The following is an 18,303-nucleotide window of genomic DNA, read 5'->3' on the forward strand; positions in this document are numbered from 1 at the left end:
GCCGTTATTTGTCTCGCGCGCCAGGGATTGATACCCAGCGTAAGCGTCCCTCCTACTACGTAATCGACTTACCCCGCATCCCCAAGCGGTCGTAATAAGTCCGGCGAGACCTTATATTCCCAGGTACCGTCGTCACCCAGTACAATGATACTTTTGCGGTTGATCTTGGTAATAATCCCCTGCACCGGCCCCTCCTTAGATTCGAAGGTCTGGAATCATTGAACCAATACAAACGGCTTTGTCGTGATCCACGAAAGCACGCCGGAAGGAAAGCCAGTGGTGCAGGCACCCTCCGAAGGGCTCGCACAGGCCATATCCAGCCGGGACAGCATTTATACGGCAGACCAGACATCCAACACTTGAGGTCAACGTTCATGGACTTGGCTTTTCACGGGATGGGCGCCAGTTGCTGGCCGTCAGTGTCACCTCCAATGCGGCACAGATTATCGACACCCAGACCAATACCGTGGTCCGCACCCTTCGCACCGGCAGGGCGCCCCACGAGGGCTTTATCAGCCCGGACGGAGAGACCACCTGGGTGGCCATACGGAGTGAAAACTTTGTCGAGATTTTTAACACCGACACTGGGTCATCCTATTACAGGGCATACCACAGTCATTGATGCCGACACACTGGATGTGAAAACCGTTCTTGAAACAGGGCCACGTACGAACCATCCCAATTTTTTGACACTTGACGGTGTCAACTATGCGTACGTAACGGTCGGGGGTGAGAATGTGACCAAGGTTTTCGCCGCCTGTCAAATGGTGAAGCCCCAGTTCAAATTGATACCATCAAACATAGCGGTGTTGGCCACCACGGAATATGGCCCAGCCCTGACAATACTCGCATCTAAGTCGTACTTCAGAAATCGGATGCTCTGGATGTCATCGACACCGCAACACGCAAAATCATCAAGACATTGCATGTTGGACAGGACCCACAGGCGTTGATTTATGTTGCCGGAGCAGTTCCTGAAGGAAAGACTGGCACTCTGAACCTGAAGAAGCAGGGTTTGAACATGAAAGTTGCCAATCTGCCGATCACGATTCAGGAAGTACAGAGCACAAGTGGCTTGCCAGGATATGCGTAATGGCATGGGGCCGGTGTCGAATGAGGATCCGCAGACTCGTTTCAGTTTCGGTTCAGCAAGAAGATGTAGTGTGTCAGAGGTTGGACTCAATGAGGAGGATCGATAAATGACCCGCAAAAATTCTGCCACCGGAGTCTCCAGACGCCGACTGCTTCAGGGTGCCGGTGCCATGGGGCTACTTGCCGGATTTGATAGCCTGATGCCAGCATTTGCCAGGGGCCAGCTGGATAATGCCAATGTTTACCACACCGTGCGAGACGGCGCTGATATCTATGATCTGAAAATCGCCAGAACGCCTCTCACGATCGGATCCAGACTCTCTGAACAACCAATCACCATCAACGGCACTCTACCTGCGCCTCTGGTTCGGCTTAAGCAGGGTCGCGAAGCGATTTTGCGGGTCACCAATACCTTGCCCGAGGCAACCTCCATTCACTGGCATGGCCTGATACTGCCCTTTCAGATGGATGGTGTTCCGGGGGTCAGCTTTCCTGGCATCATGCCCGGCGAAACCTTCGAGTACCGCTTTCCAGTCGAGCAGCACGGCACCTACTGGTATCACAGCCATTCGGGCCTACAGGAACAGCTCGGACATTACGGGCCTATTATCATCGACCCCGCCGAACCGGAACCCCTTGACTACGACCGTGAATACGTTGTGGTCCTCTCCGACTGGACCTTCGATTCTCCGGCCAGCGTGTTTCGCAATCTGAAAGTGGCCGAGGGCTACTACAACTACAACCAGCGTACCGTTGGCGACTTCTTCAACGACGTGGAAACCATGGGCTGGGACGCCGCATGGAAAAAAGCTGGCATGTGGGGACAGATGAGAATGAGCCCGCGGGACATTCTGGACGTGACCGGCTCCGAGTATACCTACCTGATGAATGGGTCACCCTCTGCCAGCAACTGGACCGGCCTCTTTAAGCCTGGTGAGAGAATTCGACTGAGATTCATCAACGCTTCGGCCATGACCTTTTTCGACGTACGCATCCCGGGGCTACCAATGACTGTCGTTTCCGCTGACGGTCAGCCAGTACAGCCGGTTGAAACCGATGAATTCCGCATTGGCGTAGCCGAAACCTACGACGTCATTGTAGAGCCAACGGACATGGCTCATACCCTGTTTGCACAATCCCAGGACCGGTCCGGTTTTGTTCGCGGCACATTGGCCTCCAGAGCAGGACTGGAAGCGCCCGTGCCCTCCATGTATCCGCGCACTGAACGTGGAATGGCCGCGATGGGAATGGGTGCCATGACTATGGGCGAAGGCATGGAAATGCAGGACAACATGAAGATGGGCCACGGCAGCATGGCTAAGGATCCAGGTAATATGAAGATGGATCACGCGGGCATGAGCATGGACTCTGCTCCGAAAGAGGCGGACCTGAGCGCTGTTCCCACCGCAGGGCGCCCTATCTCCCACGGACCTGACAACCATGGCCCCGGTGCTGCGATGGTAGCCTCCAGCCCACAGTCCCGCCTGGACGACCCGGGCGTTGGCTTTGAAACCGCCGATCACAGGGTGCTGACCTACTCACAATTACGAAGTATTGATGGCTGGCCCGACAAGCGCCCCGCCGAACGGGAGGTGGAGCTTCACCTTACCGGTAATATGGAGCGCTACATGTGGTCGTTCGATGGAAAGAAATTTTCCGAGGTCGATGGCCCGGTAAAGTTCTATCACGGCGAGCGCCTTCGACTGATTCTGGTGAACGATTCCATGATGGACCACCCCATTCATCTGCACGGTATGTGGATGGAGTTGGAAACCGGAGCGGGCGAGTATCGCCCACGCAAGCACACGATTTCCGTGAAACCCGGTGAACGAGTATCCGCGCTGATATCGGCAGACGCACCAGGAGACTGGGCATTTCACTGCCACCTGCTCTATCACATGGACGCAGGTATGTTCCGTGTTGTGTCGGTCGTTTAACCGGATGGGGATGAGAACTATGAAGAACCGAATGAAACCGTTTGTTGGCATTTGCACTTTCACAATCAGCACTAGCGTCATTGCAGCGGGTACTGGAGTACAGGCCGAACCGGACTGGACACTGCCTATCCATGACAATGACATCTACGGCCAAATACTGTTTGATCGCATGGAGTACCAGCGCGATGGTAGCGACGAGATGGCACTCTGGGATGCTCAGGCTTGGGTCGGCAAAGACCGCAAGCGGCTCTGGATTGAAACAGAGGGCGAGACGGATCTGGCTACCGAAGGCGGCGATATAGAAAACTTTGATGTCCAGTACAGCTATCGACTGGATCGCTTCTGGGACATACAGACAGGGCTGGGCGCTCAGGCAACCTTTGGGCCAGGCCAGAACAAAGAGCGTTATTCGGCACTTATTGGCCTGCAGGGTCTCGCACCTTACTGGTTTGAGGTAGACACTAACCTGAGGGTCACTGAGGACGGCGATCTGTCCTACGACCTCGAGGCAGAATACGACTGGCTACTAACCCAGAAACTGATATTGCAAGGCAGGGGTGAAACGCTGGTTGCCTTCAGTGACGTCAAGGAATGGGGCGTTGGCAGCGGAGTCAACAATCTGGGTCTTGGGCTGCGGTTGAGATACCACTTTTCGCGGGAATTCGCACCGTACGTTGGGGTTGCCTATACACGATATCTGGGCAACACCAAGGACCTGCGGGAGCAGGAAGGTGAAAGCACTGAGTCCTCGAGCTTTGTAGCGGGTGTCCGGTGGTGGTTTTGAGGTGCTTGCCGGGTCGTTCCCGGCGCATGCGATAACCAGTAACAAGACTGCGTTTTGCAGGGCAACTTCAGGAGGCAGGCCCCTAGACCGGCCTGCCTCATCCTGGCCAGCACGACTGCAAAAGAGAGCTGGTTTAAAGCCTCTTCGTCACTCCAGTTCGTGGTGCTTCCCTTCGTATAATTTGACATTTCTAAGAGTACCATTCTCATTTACGAGCTCATACCCGCCATCGTCGAGAGGTCTGATTTTATTGCAGGAATAATCCCGGCCATAGACAGAGGTACAGAATTTCCCGTTTTTAACCTGCCAGCTACCAACATAATGGGTGAAATTTCCTTGCTGCTCCCTGTACTTTGTCATGCCATAGATTGACCCGTCGGGATCATAGTATTCATGAAAAGTGCGGGTTCGGAAGTCATCCCTTGCATCCCGAAACACCATTTGAACCGTATTACCCACGACAATGTCAGCGACATCCTTACCTGAAAGGATTTCGCTCGCCTGCAGCAGTGGTGCTTCAAATACCATGAAAATGAACGCTAATTGCAGTATTTTAACTCGCATTATCTGACCTCCAACTAAACCCAACAGCTGTTTAAAATCGATAACCATTCGTTGGCTCTTGTCATTTACATCAACGAACGCTGTATCCAACCTCAAATATTTACCTTAATGTCATTTTTTTTCATATCAAGCCCCTAAGGCCCAGTGTGATAATCCGGGGCAAGTCAAAGAATTGGACTTCCCCCGATCACAGTGTAGACCAACGTGTGCTTCTGGAGTCACCGCCGCTAACATAAGCGCAGTATCAATCAAAAAACTGATGAAGTATCTGGCATTTTGATTGAGAGTGGCTCATGCCAACGCCCATACCAGTCCCACCAATATTGAGCGTCTAGACGGCTATACCCGGCTCAGCTTACGCATTATCTGATGAAAATTGACTGAAACGATGCTAAAGCCACGAAAGACAGTAATGGAGGATCTGTCCGGCAACTATCGGGTGACCAGAGGCGCTCGAGTTTTGCCCGTGTGGACAACCTGCTTGATGATCAGAAAGTAGCGTCTCGTTTGACGCGCGAAAAAAACCGCAGATATTTCTGCGGCGAAGATAAAACTGAGTTAACACAAAAGGCAGCCCGTCAATATGACCAACCCCATTGCACCACCAATTGAAACACAGCCTCCTTAAACGAAACTGAATTTTCGATAATTGTTTGGATGCGACGGAATTGGATTTCTTTGAATTGGCCGAAAATTCGGGCTGCGATCTTTATGTCGCCAATTCATTCACAGCCCTGAAAAACAGCGCCAACAGACTGACGTCCCGGACTTTAATGGAGTAAATCAGTGACAATGTTCGAGCGTTTGATGTCCAAACCTTTTACTCCGTTCAAATCAGACGCTCAGAATGTCTGGCCACTTTCATTTTGAAGGCCTTTCAAAGTTCCAGCTTTTAATATGGCCCACGCTCTCACATACAGCTCAGACGTATAAGAACTGGGCAGCCAAGCCTAGAATCAATGTAGTTGCGAGCGTTATCAACACCACGATTCCCAGCCATATCTCCAATGTGGCGACGGTGGCTGTCTCCCCTTGCCTGTACATGGGCACGACGATGCGCAGATACACTGCCAGCGACAGTACGCTATTGATGATCGCCACGACTGCCAGCCAGGTGAACTGAACATCAATGGCCGCTGCGAACAACAGGAACTTGCCGACGAAGCCGGCCAGTGGCGGAATGCCGACCAGAGACAACAGGAAGACCACCATCGCGATTCCCATCAAGGGCCGCGAGCGCCCCAGCCCACCGAAATCGCTCAGATTGCGTCCGGTAGCCGCGGCAACAGCAAAAGCACCCAGGTTCATGGCGGCGTAGGCGGCAGCGAACAGAATGATTGACGGTAATGCCAGTTCACTGGCGCCCACCGCCACGATACCCAGAAGGAAATAGCCAGACTGGGCAATCGACGAATAGGCAAGCAGCCGGATAACGTTGTCCTGCACCAGAGCAGCAAGATAACCATAGGTCATGCTCAACACCGCCAGGCCCGCAATAACAACGGTCCAACTGCTGCCTGCTGGCAGGTCACGGACCACCTGCGTTAGCGCAAACAGCGCACCGACCTTGGGCACGACTGACAGGTAGGCTGCAATCGACAGAGGTCCTCCCTCGTAGGCGTCGGGTGCCCAAAAATGAAACGGAACCAGCGATGCCTTATAGCCTAGACCAACAACCACAGCCACAAACCCAAGAATCACGGCCATAGGAATCGCATCCATGTCCGGCAGATCAGTAAGCAACGTAGAACCGGCAGCGCCGAACCAGTAGCTGAGACCGAAAATCATGATGGCACCGGTGACCGAGGCAAACACGAAGAATTTCATCGCGGCTTCGGTAGCTGGGTCGGTGTCGGGATAAGCAACCAACGCAAAGGTGGCCAGGCCGGTCAATAGTGTACCCAACACCAGAAACATCATATCGCCCGCGCCGGCCAGGGCCAGTGCGCCCAGGGTGGCAAAGCACAGCAGGCTATAAACAGTGCCCTCTCGCGCCGTTCCTCCCACATCCACTCGTGCCAGCAGCATGGCGAGCAGGGTGGCCGGCAGCAGAATGAGCTTGGCCCAGACACTGAGCTCATCGATCCGGAAGCTGCCGCCGAACACTGTGGTGTCCGTGCCGATCATCCGCAAGGTCAGGCCAGTAGCGACGAGCAGGCCCATGACCGCTACAGCCAGCGAGATTCGGGGCTTGCGCAGCATTTCCGCAATCAGCGCACCGACAGCCGTCAGCAGTACGGCGATTTCGGGGATCAATAGTGCAAGATCACGAGCCATCACAGCACCAACGCCGATGTTGCCCGGTGAATCATGTCCAGCACCCAGGAAGGAGCCACACCGGTGGCTATGGTGAGCACCAGAAGAGGCGCTACGGCAAGCCATTCCCGCACATCAAGGTCCGGCATGGTTTGCCAGCGCTGCCGGGGTTCGCCGAGAAAGGTTTCACGCAATGCCTTGAGAAAGGTGCCGGCGATAATGGCAATACCCAGAATCACAACCACTGCGGCGGGAGCGCCACTTAAAGTGGCGAGAAATATCTGGAACTCAGCCGGGAAATGCGCCAGTCCCGGCAGTCCCAGGGATGCAAAAGCCGCCAATACGAATGACCAGCCAAGCATCGGGACCGTCTTGAGCAGACCGCCGAGCTCACCCATTTCACGGGTATGGGCGCGGTCCTGAATCATGCCCACCAGCAAGAACAGGGCACCGGTGACCAGACCGTGACTGAACATCTGCAATACCGCACCGTCCAGCGCAACAGCACGCACTGAGGGGTCCAGAGTGAGCGCGGCCACAGCGACGCCAACGATCACGTACCCCATGTGGTTAATCGAGGTATAGGCAACCAGGCGTTTGAGATCGGTCTGAGCCAGCGCGGCAAAAGCCCCATAGAGCGCGCCGACAACACCGAAGATCAGAACAGCAACTCCCGCTTCACGGAATGCATCGGGGGTCATTTGCAGCGCAAAACGGATCAGCCCGTAAGTACCAAACTTCAACATGATGCCGGCCAGAATGACACTGCCGACGGTCGGCGCCTGGACGTGCGCGGCGGGCAACCAGGTGTGCACCGGCACTGCGGGGATCTTTACCGCAAAGGTAATCAGCATTGCAACCAGTGCCCACATCGCTGTCGCTCCTTCTAGTGGCGGATTCTCGATCCAGGCTCGCATGTCGAAGGTCGGTTCGGGACTGCCAAGATACAACGCCAGAATCGCGAGTAGCAGCGGCAGGCTACCCAGTAGCGTATAGATAAAGAACATCAGTGCGGCGCGTTGCCGGTCCTCATGTCCCCACCCAGCGATCAGGAAATACATCGACACCAGGGAGACTTCGAAGAAAACATAAAACAAAATCCCATCGAGGGCGGTGAAGGTCCCGATTGCCGTGGTTTCCAGAAGCAGCACCAGAGCCACGTAGGCACGCGGACGATCGCGAAGGGACGACGCGTAGACGAGAGCAACCAGAAAAAGCACGGCACTCAGCAACACCAGCGGCAGGCTGATGCCATCAACGCCAACCCGGTAGGCAGCGCCGATGGCAGGGATCCATTCCAGCTCTTCAACCTGGGAAAACGCCGCACCACCTACCCCCTGCAGCCACATGGCCAGAGCGCCGACCAGCGTCAGCGCGGCACTGGCAATCGCTATACCGTGCGCGCCGCGCGCCGAGAGCTTCGGCAAACACAGAATCAGCACGGCGCCGGCGAGTGGCAAGAACAGGGTAAGAGATACAAGTGGTAGCATGGGTAGTAATTCCCTTTAGAAACTCAATGAAGCTAAAAACAGGACGACCAATGTCACGGCGCTGGCTACCGCGCTGATGGCCAGACTATGATGGATCAGCCCGCTCTGCAGGGTTCGCGCTCGCGCACCCATGGCCTGCACGCCGGCCACCAGGGCGAAGATCAGACCGTTGATGCGGCGCTCATCCCCGGCCCGAACGAGGTTTGCCACAACCAGGCTTGCATGGCCGGTACGAAGCACTGTCACATACAGGCCCTGTTCCAGGCGCTCACACCCCCGGGCAACCGCCATTGCCGGCCGCCCTACCCAGGCCGCTAGCCCTCCCGCAATCGATAGCCCCGATTCCGCCCATTGATGGATAGGACCAAGCAAGCGCTGGGCTGACACCAGCGAACCCAGCAACAGACCTCCCAGTCCAGCGAACAAACCGAGCAGCACGACGCCAATGCCCTCATCCGGCATGGACAGATCAAGAATCGCCTCGATGGAACCAAATGCCAGACCCAGCCCAGCGGCCGGGACTACCAACCCCAAAATACCCGCGCGCATCCAGGCACCACCGGCAACCGCCAGAGTTTCGTCAGGACCTCGCCACAGCAGCCGCAGCGACCGGGCCATATAGGCGCCTGTCAGCAGCGTGCCCACCAATGCCAGAGGGCCGAGCCAGGCGAAGCCCTGTGCAGACAGGGCCGCAGCAATGACCGCGTCCTTTGAGAAAAACCCGCTCAATGGCGGGATGCCGGCCAAAGCCAGCGCCGCCACCGCAAAACTGGCAAAGGTCCAGGGTCTGGCACGGCCAACGCCCTCAAGTTGATCAAAGCCAGTGCCCCCACGGGCGTGCTGAAAGTCGCCAGCGGCAAGAAACAGAGCGCTTTTGATAGCAGCGTGGGCGAGCAGGTGTAACAAAGCAGCCAGCGGAACCCCGGCGCCAACAGCGATCAGCATCAGGCCATACTGGCTGGCAGTGGAAGCGGCAAGCAAGCGCTTCAGATCACGCTCGGCAAGTGCGATGACCCCGGCTGCCACCGTGGTAATACCGCCGACAAGCCCAACGAAAAACAAGGCTTCGGGGCTCAGTAGCGGGGCCGAGCGGATCAGCAGGATAGCACCTGCCGCCACCAGCGTGGCCGAGTGCAACAGAGCCGAAACCGGCGTTGGGCCCGCCATGGCACGCATGAGCCAGTCCTGTAACGGGACCTGGGCGGATTTACCCATGGCAGCCAGCAGCAGCAACAGCCCCGCGGCGGTCGATGTACTTCCACCTGCTTCCAGGGAAGGGGCAATTTCGCTGGTACCCGTCGCCCCGATTAGCATGAATACGGCCACGTACAGACCCAGATCGGCGCTACGGGTGTACAGGAAAGCACGACCGGCGGCATCTGCGGCCTCGGGCCGCTGGAACCAGAAGCCGATCAGCAGGTAACTGCACATACCGATTAACTCCCAGGTCGCCAGCAGCAGAACCCAGTCACCAGCCAGAACCAGCGCCTGCATGGCCGCCAGAAACAGGGACATGATTGCGTAGAACCGGACAAGACCGGACTCCCGCTTCATGTAGCCGACGGCGTGAATCAGTACGAAGGTACCCACTGTGGCGACCGCCACCGTCAACAACGCCGTCAGCGGCCCTGCGACCAGCCTCAGTGGCATCTCTGGCAGCCCGGGCAGCAGGAAGGTCTCGGGTTGACCGCCGCCGACCCGCACCAGAAGCCACAGACTTCCAGCCAGGCTAAGCGTTGCGCCAGCCAGGGCCAGACCAGGCCCGCCCCGGCGCAATAACAATACGGCCAAGGCGGCGATCAGCGGCGGCAATATCGGTAGGAGCACCGCACTCATCCTTTCAAGTCTCCGGCTTCTTCCATTTCAACCGAGCCCTTGGCCCGGAAGCGCGCGATCGCGACGCCAAAGCCGACCGCCATTTCAACCGCCATGACGGTCATCACCACCAGCACGAACATCTGGCCGGAGTAGCTCTCGGGATGCAGAAAACGCCAGAAGGCCACCAGGTTCACCAACGCGCCCGCGAGAATCAGTTCCACCCCCATCATAATCATGACCAGATTGGTCTGGGACAACGCGCCATAAACACCAATACCGAAGAGGATTGCGCCGGTCACAAGTGCCACGATCAGTACAGCCGTCATTCGGAGTCCTCCTTGTCACCACCATTGGCCAACGTTTGCACCGGTATTGCCACCGCCGTTGCCGCAATCATTGCGGTCAGGATAGTAATACCGGCGGTTTCAAAGATCAGCATTGAGCGCCCAAGCAGCTCCATGCCCAGCTCCCTGGTCTGCATTGCCGCATCTGGCGCCTGGGGCGTCACCGGGCCCCAGTCCGCCAGAAGCGCGACGGCAATCGCGACGCCGCCAGCAATCACCCCGGCACCAATCGAAAAGCGTTTCTGATGGGTCATATCCATGCCGCCAAGGCCACCCGGATCCATCATAAACATCACCATGAAGATGGCCATGATGCTCATCTCGGTAGCCATCATCATGATCTGCAGCACGCCCAGAAATTCGGTCTGCATTGCCAGGAACATACAGCCGACGGCCGTCTGCGAAAACAGCAGGGCCAACGCGGAACGAACCATGGACGATGTGCGAAACACCCACACGCCGAAGCCGATTGCGGCCAGCCCGAAAATAGCAACGAAAAAAGCCTGAGCGTACATTATGAAACCACCAGAACCAGTAAACCGACGATAATGATATTGACCAGTGCCAGGGGAATACCCAGGGTCCAGCACCACCTCATCAGATCCGCTTCGCGAATGCGCGGCAGATAACGACCGACCAGCAACATCGACACCGCCACGGCCAGAGTCTTGATCAGGCTCCAGGCCCAGGGTGGCAGCAGCGGCCCGTGCCAGCCGCCGAGATAGAACACCACAGTCGCGGCAGCCAGGGTAACCACCAGCGTCAGTCGAGCTAGACGCAGAACCGCCCGGCGCACGCCGGTGTATTCGGCGTCCACACCCCCGCCAAGCTCACCCTCTGCGATGGGCAGATCGAATGGTGCACGGAATGCCAAGGCCATAGCAGCAATGAAAAACAGCACGAAACCGAGCGGTTGATAGACGATGTTCCACAGGCTTTCCTGAGAAGCAACAATCACGGTGGTCACCAGGGATTCAGCGCGCATGGCCACCGCGGTGATCGGCATAACTATGAGCATAGCGTAGGCAATGAGCTGGCCAAGGAATCGCCAGCCACCGATCATGGCGTAGGCGCCGTTCGGGCCCCAGCCCGCCATAATCAAGGCGACCAGCACATAGGCAAGCGCTGCGTTGATGAACAGGGCACCGGTGGCAAGATCCGCAATAACCAGGGTCGGGGCCAACGGCAGAACCGTCACACCGAGCACCGCGACAATCAAAAAAAGAATCGGCGCTGCCTCGAAAAACAGCCGGTCCGGCGTGCGTGGAACTATGGATTCACGACCAAGATGCGCAAGGCCACTGAGCAGGGGTGCGGACAGGCTCAGGCGGCCCGTTGTCGTCCAGCCCTCGACGACCGCAAGCAGCCAGACACTGCCAAGCAACGCAAGCAACACAATGACGACGTTCACGAAATCACCTCCCAGGGAGACAGGTCAAGTGATCCGACCGCCACCAGCGCATCGCCCAACTCCCTGCCCTCGACAAGTTGCGCGACCAGGCCGATATGGTGACGACAGGCGGTGTCCAGCTTGTACGATTTCACCTGGCCATGCTCCAGCGTCAGGCTCAGTTGCGCCTGGCCGCGCGGGGTTTCCACGGAGGCCTCACCGGTGCCGGATCCATGACCGATGTTTCGCAAAACCGGTAGCTCCGGCTCGCCGATTGCCTTGATGAAGTCGAGGCTCGTCGTGATTTCGTCCAGGCGTTGCCACAGTCGCCCCCAGGCATCTCCCGCATTGCCATCAGCGCGCGCGACCGGGCCACTTAGGCCCGTAGCGTCCGATGGCAGTATGCCGATTCCCTTCAGTCTCGATTTGAGCAAAGGCGTTCGCCCAAGACGAGTAACCAATGCCTGCAAAGCCGGCGCCAGTTCAGCAAGCCGCTTTCCACTCGCGCAGCGGATTTCCAGTTGCAAGGTTGAAGCACGATGCGTCAGCCAGGCGAAGCCGAATTGGCGCCCTAGTTGCGCCAGCCAACCCATGTGACTGGCGATGCGCTCACGTTCAAGCGCCACGGCGCGAGCCTGAGCGGTCGCCGGATCCTCCTCCAGACCGGCTGCCCGCTCGATTGCCTGGCAGGCCAGCAGTCGGTAGCTCACGCTAGCCAGCGGCATCGCCGACGCCAGACGCTCGATAAAGGTCTCGGCGTCCACCTCCTTGCCTTCTTCAACCTCATTGACCATGCCCACAAGGGATATGGCCTGCCCTTCGGTTACGCCGTCACCGTCGAGGGTCAGCGTTAACTTGAGCCCGCCAGGCAGGCCGGAAAAAACCGGACCAAACGGCACTTCTAACCAGTCCATTGCTAACCCGTCGGCACTGCGGGGCAGATCTTTGGTCACTTCGATCATGGACATGAATCCCGAGGCACCGTGATCATGCCCACCATGATCGTGACCACTGTGGTCGTGCCCACCGTGATCATGATGGTGCTCGTGTTCATGGCCCTGTTGGTGCGCATCATCGTGATCCTGTCCATCGTGCTGGTGATGGTGATGCTGATGCTGATGGTCGTGGTCGTGATCATGATGATGCTCGTGCTCATCATCATGTTCATGCTCGTGGTCATGATGGTGTTCGTTGTGCCGATGTTCGTGATCATGGTCATGACCGTGCTCCGGGGCCGATTCCCCGGCCTCGTGGGCTACCAGATCCATACCACATTTGGGACAGCTACCCGGCTCGTCCTCGACAACTTCCGGGTGCATGGGGCAGACATACTCGATCCTGGCGTGCAGGACAGAGGCGTCGAAATCCTCGGATGAGCCGGAGAATGCAGCACCCTCAGCCAGCGTACGCCTCAGCAAGCCAACTGCATCAATCAGCTCAGTTTGCGAAAGACCTGCGGAAAAATCAGCGTTCGGTAGCGTTGACGGTGTCTGTCCGCCCAGCACCACAATGGCGCGTGGCCGGGGCATTTGCGCATAGAGCACTGCCACGGCTTCGCTCATTCTCTCAGACAACTCTCCGACAATCAGAAGTACACCTGCATCGCGAGGCGTAGCGGTGATACGCATGCCTGCTGCGATCACATCCAGGCCACGCGCCAGAGCGACTTCCGGCCCGGGGACGATGAGGCAACTCAGGTTGCGCGCGATAGCACGAGAGATCCATCTCTGCAATATTGCGAACCGCGCCTGTCGCTGTCGCGGGCCCGTGATGGTCATTTCAGGATCAGAAGTCATTGCCGCCTCAGAGCCCCCTGGCTCCACCCGTAGATCAGGCCGAGAAAGAGAATGGCAAGAAACACGCCCATATCAAGCAAGGCAACCAGCCCTACTTCCTTGTACACGACGGCCCACGGGTACATGAACGCCATCTCCATATCGAAAGCGAGAAACAGCAACGCGTAACCGTAATACCGCACGTGATAGCGCCCCCACACCGGATCCCGCGACAGCACGCCGGAACTCGCCGGCACATCCTTGCCCGGTTCCCGGTGTATTGGGCCCATGGTGCGAGCAAGCCCATACAGCGCCAGGACAGTAGCAGCAATGCCTAGCGCCAAGGCTAACAGCAGACCGTATTGCTCCAAAAGATTCATCATCTAATCTCCAGATCGAGCAAACAAGTGTGTTTCGCACTTACCTCAACACTCAACGAGCGTGAGTAAATCCAACAGGATGGCCGATGCTATCACCCACACGCTGACTTTCACATCGTCACGTAGGTATCTTAGCACGCCCCAAGGGATGGCAATCTCCATGATCAGGTAAAACACGATACCTAGTGCGGGACTTGCAGCCGCCGTCACATAGCTCAGCCGCAGCCCGGTTTCAGTGGAGACCAACCCTTCGGCGCCAGTCCGGCAACACCCAGCACCGCATAGGTCCGGTCTGGTCCTTCAGGAGTATCGAACCGCACGCCAGCCTTGGCATCGAAGAATTTGGAGATGGGTACTTGGCCCAATAACTGGTTTTCCAGCGTTTCGTAGGCTTGCTCCTCAATCTCATACTCTCCAGATGTCAGAAACCGGACTTTCAGGTCGTCGCTGCCATAAAAGGCATCGGCGTCCCAGCCCCCCAACTCTTCGTCGTCGTCGCTGTAACGGTATTCAAACTCTTCGAGCTGATCCCCCCAGGTTGTCAGCGGTTGCTTGCGAGCCGTGGTGTCGGAAATCATTTCCTGAGCCACCAATGAGGCTGGAAAACCAATCGCGGCGAGCAGACTGACAGCCGCAACGGTACAGACACGGCTCATGCCTCACCCCCTTCTTCTGTCACCGAATCTGTCTTTGCCTGAGTCGAATCAGGGCCACCCTCTACGACGACCTTGCGGAACATTCCGGATTCCGCGTGGTAGGACAGATGACAATGGAAAGCCCACTGCCCGGGTGCATCAACTTCGGTTTCCATATACACAGTGGTGCCGGGCTGAACGCTCACGGTGTGCTTGATGGGGTTCCACTCACCTGCGCCAACATCCAGAATCGACCACATGCCGTGCAGATGCATGGGGTGAGTCATCATGGTGGTATTGACGAATTTGAAGCGAACACGCTCACCGTATTGCAGACGGATCGGGTCTGCACCCTCATACTTGACGCCATTAATGCTCCAGATACAACGCTCCATGTTCCCGGTCAGGTCAGGCGCAACTCGATCTCCCGGATCGGTTCACTGACCCCGGAGATTTGCCATTGTATCCGATGCCCTTCTTGACAAAATCACCGATATCAATGTTCACCCGGTCGACCGTTAGATCGTATTCGCCGGCCAATCCCAGCGCCGGAATCATCAGGCACAAAAGCCCACGTTACCAGGCGTATCTTCATCTATTTTCCTCAAAATAATCTGCACGAAGCCCGAACTGGGCCCCTAGGCACCAGCCCGGACATCCATACACTTTCTCAAAACCGAGTTACTTGAAGTTAACCTCGCCGTACATCCCAGACTGATAATGCCCCGGCACGTTGCAGGCAAATTCGATATTGCCCTGCTCGGAAAACTTCCAGACAACTTCCTTGCTCTGCCCCGGCTCCAGTAACACGCTGTTCGGATCGTCATGCTTCATGGACTTTCCGTCGCCCATGTCCATTTCCATCATCTCGTGATTGAGCTTGCCGCCCTGAATCACGCCATGCTCGACCATCATCATCATTTCTTTCTGGTGGGCCTCATGCATAGCCGGAGTACCAACGTTAAACTCGTGCACGAGATTACCCTTATTCTCCACGACAAACCGCACGGTTTCGCCAGGTTTGACCTCAATCGCTTCCGGCTCGTAGTAGTTATCGTACATTTCGACAGTGATGGTGCGACCAGCCTCCGAAGCCTTACCGGGTTCACCGATGCTGCCACCGTGTCCATCACCGTGTTCATCATCGTGCCCACCCCCGGCAAAAGCAGTAGCGGACATCGACAGAACCACCGCAACAACCAGAAACTTTGATGCATTCATTTTATCTTCTCCTTCAAAATAATGTTCACCAACGCGGGTGTTGATTAGCTCAGAACACTGGGCCATGCCAGAATACGATACAAACCATCGCTCACTTACCTGAATTCTTGCTGAAAAAGCCTAAGGAAACTCTGAACACGTCCCCAAACTCGGCGATAATACAGCTGTCGTTAACCGCATAGGGTTCCTTGCCAACATGGATCAGACGACCTTCTCCGGCGACCGTGACCCTGCCTCCGCTTTAGTACCACTCATTGTCAGAAAAATCCGACTCCAGTTGATGCTGTTTTCGCCGAAAAACCGCATGTTTCCTGGCGTAGTCAGAGGGCGTGGAACACTCCAATGCAGAATGGGGCCTGACTTGGTTATAGAACGTCCGCCACGCTTCGATTTTCTCCCGGGCGTCGGCCAGTGACAAGAACCAGTTTTCGTTCAGGCACTCCTGGCGGAGTCTGCCGTTGAATGACTCCTCGGTGGCATTATCCATGGGCTTCGCAGGCCGCAAGAAATCAATTTCTATCTGTCTCTCGTAGGCCCATCGGTCCACGACCTTGCCAGTATATTCAGAGCCGTTGTCTGCTTTCAGAATCTTCGGATCGCCCCGGAAGCGAGCACTCCGCGTCAGGGTCAGTGACCAAGAATTGACCCTGTAGCAACTACAGGGTTTTAACAACAACCGACCGGCTCCCATCAATCTTTTTTATGTCTCGAGAAAACCTGAGCTAAGCTTTCAGTATCAACGAGCACTCTTCACAAACAACCAATCTATACTTTTGCTTTAAATTCACAAAGAGAGTTCATGAACTTCAAACGTCTGGAAACCTTTATCTGGGTAGCCACGCTCGGGAGCTTTCGCAAGGCGGCAGAGCGGCAAAACACCACGCAACCCGCGATATCCAATCGGATCGCAGCGCTTGAGGAGGAACTGGGCGTTCAGCTCTTTGAGCGGGATTCCGGCCGCACCATGCTGACGACCAGGGGGCAGGAACTGCTGCCCTATGCCGAAAAAATCGTCTCCATGTCGCAGCAGCTGCGCAAACGGGCAGACAGGGTCGCGTTGCTGTCTGGTATCTTGAGACTTGGCGTTTCCGAGACCATTGTCCATTCCTGGCTGCCATACTTCTTCCGCGAACTGAACGAAAACACACCAAACCTGGACGTGGAGATCACCGTCGACGTCACCGGAAACCTCCGCACCGGCCTGATGGACCGGACCTTTGACCTCGCGTTCCTGATGGGCCCGGTTTCCGAACCCAAAATTGAAAACCTGGACCTGTGCAGCTTTCCCTTGATCTGGGTTGCAAGTCCCTCGCTGAAACTGCCAGACCGGACACTGGCACTGGAGGAACTGGCCCAGTGGCCCATCATCACCTACGCCAGGAATACCAAGCCGTTCGCCGAAATCAGCCAGAAATTCAGCGAACTGGACGAGCTGCCCGCACGCTTCTATTCGTCCAGTTCACTGGCTGCGTGTCGACGCCTGACCCTGGATGGCATTGGCGTGTCAGCACTACCGCTGAGCGTGATATCTGACGGCCTGAAAAGCGGACGCCTGATTACTCTGGACGCGGCCTGGACACCATCACAGCTGGCATTCACAGCCTCGTACCCCAGCGTGCCGTTTAACCCGATCGCCGAACTGGCCGCCAATCTGGCGGTAAAGGTTTCGAAACAGTACGTGGAGCCAGACATCACGAAAATTTATCGACAAACGTAAAAAACCATAATTAGACTTTTTCGCCAATAGGAATAACCTGATCCATAACCACATAACTAATTCAATCAGGGGTAGCCGAGATGCAGACCGGCGATTATTCAGACTTCAAAGCAGGCCTGCTCGACCAGGTAGCTGAGCTGCGCGCGCACATCCGTTCCGGTCTCCATACCGGAACCACCAGCGGCAAGGCACAAAGCCTGGTTCAGGGCAATGTCGTCATCCTTCCGGCCGACTGGGCAAACGATTTTCTTCTGTTTTGCCAGAACAACCCAGTTGCCTGCCCCCTCATTGGTGTCTCCCAGACCGGTGATCCCATGCTGCCGGGCCTTGGGCATGATCTGGACATCCGAACCGACATTCCCGAGTACCAGATCTTCCGCAAGGGAGAACGGGCTGAGACCACCACTGATATTCGCGATGTGTGGCGCAACGATTTCGTGACGTTTGTACTCGGCTGCTCCTTCTCGTTCGAAGATGCGCTGATCCGTGCTGGCCTGTCCATCAGGAATGTCGAGCAGGGACAGAACGTATCCATGTATCGCTCGAACATTGCCACCCAATCGGCCGGCCGGTTCCACGGCGACATGGTGGTATCCATGCGGCCGTTCAAAGCTGCCGACGCCATAAGGGCGATTCAGATCACCACCCGGCTACCCAAAGCGCACGGAGCACCGGTGCACCTCGGAGACCCGACCCTGATCGGAATCAACGATATTCACACTCCGGATTTTGGCGACGCCGTCACCATCGGCCGTGACGAGATACCTGTCTTCTGGGCCTGTGGCGTGACGCCGCAGGTTGCCCTGGAAAACGCACGCCCCCCGATCGCGATCACTCACGTACCGGGAAAAATGCTGCTCACCGAGCGGCTCAACGAAGAACTGGCGGTGCTGTAGCAAC

General features: G+C 56.6%; 16 protein-coding genes and 4 pseudogenes. 5 read left to right on the plus strand and 15 right to left on the minus strand.

The features are described 5' to 3' along the window. Positions 1–406 precede the first annotated feature (406 nt). Positions 407–622 (plus strand): YncE family protein, encoded by a 216-nt coding sequence (locus tag AC13D2_RS08095; protein ID WP_292050406.1) that lies wholly within the window; start codon positions 407–409, stop codon positions 620–622. A gap of 138 nt (positions 623–760) precedes the next feature. On the opposite strand, the gene AC13D2_RS08100 is transcribed toward AC13D2_RS08095, so the two are convergent. Further along, positions 761–1,222, minus strand: a complete 462-nt coding sequence (locus tag AC13D2_RS08100) for a hypothetical protein (protein ID WP_292050405.1) — start codon at positions 1,220–1,222, stop codon at positions 761–763. On the opposite strand from AC13D2_RS08100, the gene AC13D2_RS08105 reads away from it, so the two are divergent. Together AC13D2_RS08105 and AC13D2_RS08110 are read left to right on the plus strand one after the other, a co-directional pair. Next, positions 1,200–3,029, plus strand: a complete 1,830-nt coding sequence (locus tag AC13D2_RS08105) for a copper resistance system multicopper oxidase (RefSeq protein ID WP_482938459.1) — start codon at positions 1,200–1,202, stop codon at positions 3,027–3,029. The two genes, AC13D2_RS08100 and AC13D2_RS08105, sit on opposite strands and share 23 nt — an antisense overlap. 19 nt (positions 3,030–3,048) lie before the next feature. Next, entirely contained in the window at positions 3,049–3,813 is a 765-nt protein-coding gene (locus tag AC13D2_RS08110; protein WP_300495547.1) for a copper resistance protein B, read from the plus strand. Between the two features lie 147 nt (positions 3,814–3,960). On the opposite strand, the gene AC13D2_RS08115 is transcribed toward AC13D2_RS08110, so the two are convergent. The 14 genes and pseudogenes from AC13D2_RS08115 to AC13D2_RS08180 form a co-directional block, all read right to left on the minus strand. Continuing rightward, on the minus strand, positions 3,961–4,425 hold the full coding sequence (locus AC13D2_RS08115; protein ID WP_292050402.1) for a hypothetical protein: 465 nt from the start codon (positions 4,423–4,425) through the stop codon (positions 3,961–3,963). Between the two features lie 873 nt (positions 4,426–5,298). Further along, complete coding sequence (locus AC13D2_RS08120) at positions 5,299–6,654, minus strand: NADH-quinone oxidoreductase subunit N (RefSeq protein ID WP_292050401.1); 1,356 nt, start codon at positions 6,652–6,654, stop codon at positions 5,299–5,301. Then, positions 6,654–8,123 (minus strand): complex I subunit 4 family protein, encoded by a 1,470-nt coding sequence (locus tag AC13D2_RS08125; protein WP_292050400.1) that lies wholly within the window; start codon positions 8,121–8,123, stop codon positions 6,654–6,656. The genes AC13D2_RS08120 and AC13D2_RS08125 overlap by 1 nt, the downstream gene beginning before the upstream one ends. 15 nt (positions 8,124–8,138) lie before the next feature. After that, the gene (locus AC13D2_RS08130) at positions 8,139–9,959 is read right to left on the minus strand and encodes an NADH-quinone oxidoreductase subunit 5 family protein (protein ID WP_292050399.1); all 1,821 of its coding nucleotides are present in this window, start codon (positions 9,957–9,959) and stop codon (positions 8,139–8,141) included. Further along, entirely contained in the window at positions 9,956–10,267 is a 312-nt protein-coding gene (gene nuoK / locus AC13D2_RS08135) for an NADH-quinone oxidoreductase subunit NuoK (RefSeq protein WP_292050398.1), read from the minus strand. Before nuoK ends, AC13D2_RS08130 begins: the two co-directional genes overlap by 4 nt. Further along, positions 10,264–10,800 (minus strand): NADH-quinone oxidoreductase subunit J family protein, encoded by a 537-nt coding sequence (locus AC13D2_RS08140; protein WP_292050397.1) that lies wholly within the window; start codon positions 10,798–10,800, stop codon positions 10,264–10,266. The genes nuoK and AC13D2_RS08140 overlap by 4 nt, the downstream gene beginning before the upstream one ends. Further along, on the minus strand, positions 10,800–11,696 hold the full coding sequence (locus AC13D2_RS08145) for a complex I subunit 1/NuoH family protein (RefSeq protein WP_292050396.1): 897 nt from the start codon (positions 11,694–11,696) through the stop codon (positions 10,800–10,802). Before AC13D2_RS08145 ends, AC13D2_RS08140 begins: the two co-directional genes overlap by 1 nt. Beyond that, entirely contained in the window at positions 11,693–13,471 is a 1,779-nt protein-coding gene (locus AC13D2_RS08150) for a heavy metal-binding domain-containing protein (protein ID WP_300495553.1), read from the minus strand. The genes AC13D2_RS08145 and AC13D2_RS08150 overlap by 4 nt, the downstream gene beginning before the upstream one ends. After that, a complete protein-coding gene (locus AC13D2_RS08155; RefSeq protein WP_292050393.1) occupies positions 13,468–13,833 on the minus strand; it encodes an NADH-quinone oxidoreductase subunit A in 366 nt (121 codons plus the stop codon). The genes AC13D2_RS08150 and AC13D2_RS08155 overlap by 4 nt, the downstream gene beginning before the upstream one ends. Before the next feature lie 54 nt (positions 13,834–13,887). Beyond that, positions 13,888–14,019: pseudogene (locus tag AC13D2_RS08160) on the minus strand (amino acid permease); the annotation flags it as partial. Between the two features lie 59 nt (positions 14,020–14,078). Further along, positions 14,079–14,486: pseudogene (locus AC13D2_RS08165) on the minus strand (copper resistance protein B); the annotation flags it as partial. Continuing rightward, a pseudogene (locus AC13D2_RS08170) lies at positions 14,483–14,904 on the minus strand (multicopper oxidase domain-containing protein); the annotation flags it as partial. The pseudogenes AC13D2_RS08170 and AC13D2_RS08165, both read right to left, overlap by 4 nt. Before the next feature lie 242 nt (positions 14,905–15,146). After that, entirely contained in the window at positions 15,147–15,686 is a 540-nt protein-coding gene (locus tag AC13D2_RS08175) for a cupredoxin domain-containing protein (RefSeq protein WP_292050391.1), read from the minus strand. Between the two features lie 241 nt (positions 15,687–15,927). Then, positions 15,928–16,311, minus strand: a pseudogene (locus AC13D2_RS08180) (integrase core domain-containing protein); the annotation flags it as partial. A gap of 174 nt (positions 16,312–16,485) precedes the next feature. Here AC13D2_RS08180 and AC13D2_RS08185 point away from each other — a divergent pair. Together AC13D2_RS08185 and AC13D2_RS08190 are read left to right on the plus strand one after the other, a co-directional pair. Further along, on the plus strand, positions 16,486–17,403 hold the full coding sequence (locus tag AC13D2_RS08185; protein ID WP_292050390.1) for a LysR family transcriptional regulator: 918 nt from the start codon (positions 16,486–16,488) through the stop codon (positions 17,401–17,403). 80 nt (positions 17,404–17,483) lie between these two features. Further along, entirely contained in the window at positions 17,484–18,299 is an 816-nt protein-coding gene (locus tag AC13D2_RS08190; RefSeq protein WP_292050389.1) for a putative hydro-lyase, read from the plus strand. Positions 18,300–18,303 lie beyond the last annotated feature (4 nt).

It is taken from the genome of Marinobacter sp. B-12 (assembly GCF_056857915.1).

Excerpts from the sequence above, each read along its gene's own strand:
- AC13D2_RS08105 (WP_482938459.1), top strand. The coding sequence starts at position 1,200 with ATGACCCGCAAAAATTCTGCCACCGGAGTCTCCAGACGCCGACTGCTT.
- AC13D2_RS08110 (WP_300495547.1), top strand. The coding sequence starts at position 3,049 with ATGAAGAACCGAATGAAACCGTTTGTTGGCATTTGCACTTTCACAATC.
- AC13D2_RS08115 (WP_292050402.1), bottom strand. The coding sequence starts at position 4,425 with ATGGTTATCGATTTTAAACAGCTGTTGGGTTTAGTTGGAGGTCAGATA.
- AC13D2_RS08120 (WP_292050401.1), bottom strand. The coding sequence starts at position 6,654 with ATGGCTCGTGATCTTGCACTATTGATCCCCGAAATCGCCGTACTGCTG.
- AC13D2_RS08125 (WP_292050400.1), bottom strand. The coding sequence starts at position 8,123 with ATGCTACCACTTGTATCTCTTACCCTGTTCTTGCCACTCGCCGGCGCC.
- AC13D2_RS08130 (WP_292050399.1), bottom strand. The coding sequence starts at position 9,959 with ATGAGTGCGGTGCTCCTACCGATATTGCCGCCGCTGATCGCCGCCTTG.
- nuoK (WP_292050398.1), bottom strand. The coding sequence starts at position 10,267 with ATGACGGCTGTACTGATCGTGGCACTTGTGACCGGCGCAATCCTCTTC.
- AC13D2_RS08140 (WP_292050397.1), bottom strand. The coding sequence starts at position 10,800 with ATGTACGCTCAGGCTTTTTTCGTTGCTATTTTCGGGCTGGCCGCAATC.
- AC13D2_RS08150 (WP_300495553.1), bottom strand. The coding sequence starts at position 13,471 with ATGACTTCTGATCCTGAAATGACCATCACGGGCCCGCGACAGCGACAG.
- AC13D2_RS08155 (WP_292050393.1), bottom strand. The coding sequence starts at position 13,833 with ATGATGAATCTTTTGGAGCAATACGGTCTGCTGTTAGCCTTGGCGCTA.
- AC13D2_RS08175 (WP_292050391.1), bottom strand. The coding sequence starts at position 15,686 with ATGAATGCATCAAAGTTTCTGGTTGTTGCGGTGGTTCTGTCGATGTCC.
- AC13D2_RS08185 (WP_292050390.1), top strand. The coding sequence starts at position 16,486 with ATGAACTTCAAACGTCTGGAAACCTTTATCTGGGTAGCCACGCTCGGG.
- AC13D2_RS08190 (WP_292050389.1), top strand. The coding sequence starts at position 17,484 with ATGCAGACCGGCGATTATTCAGACTTCAAAGCAGGCCTGCTCGACCAG.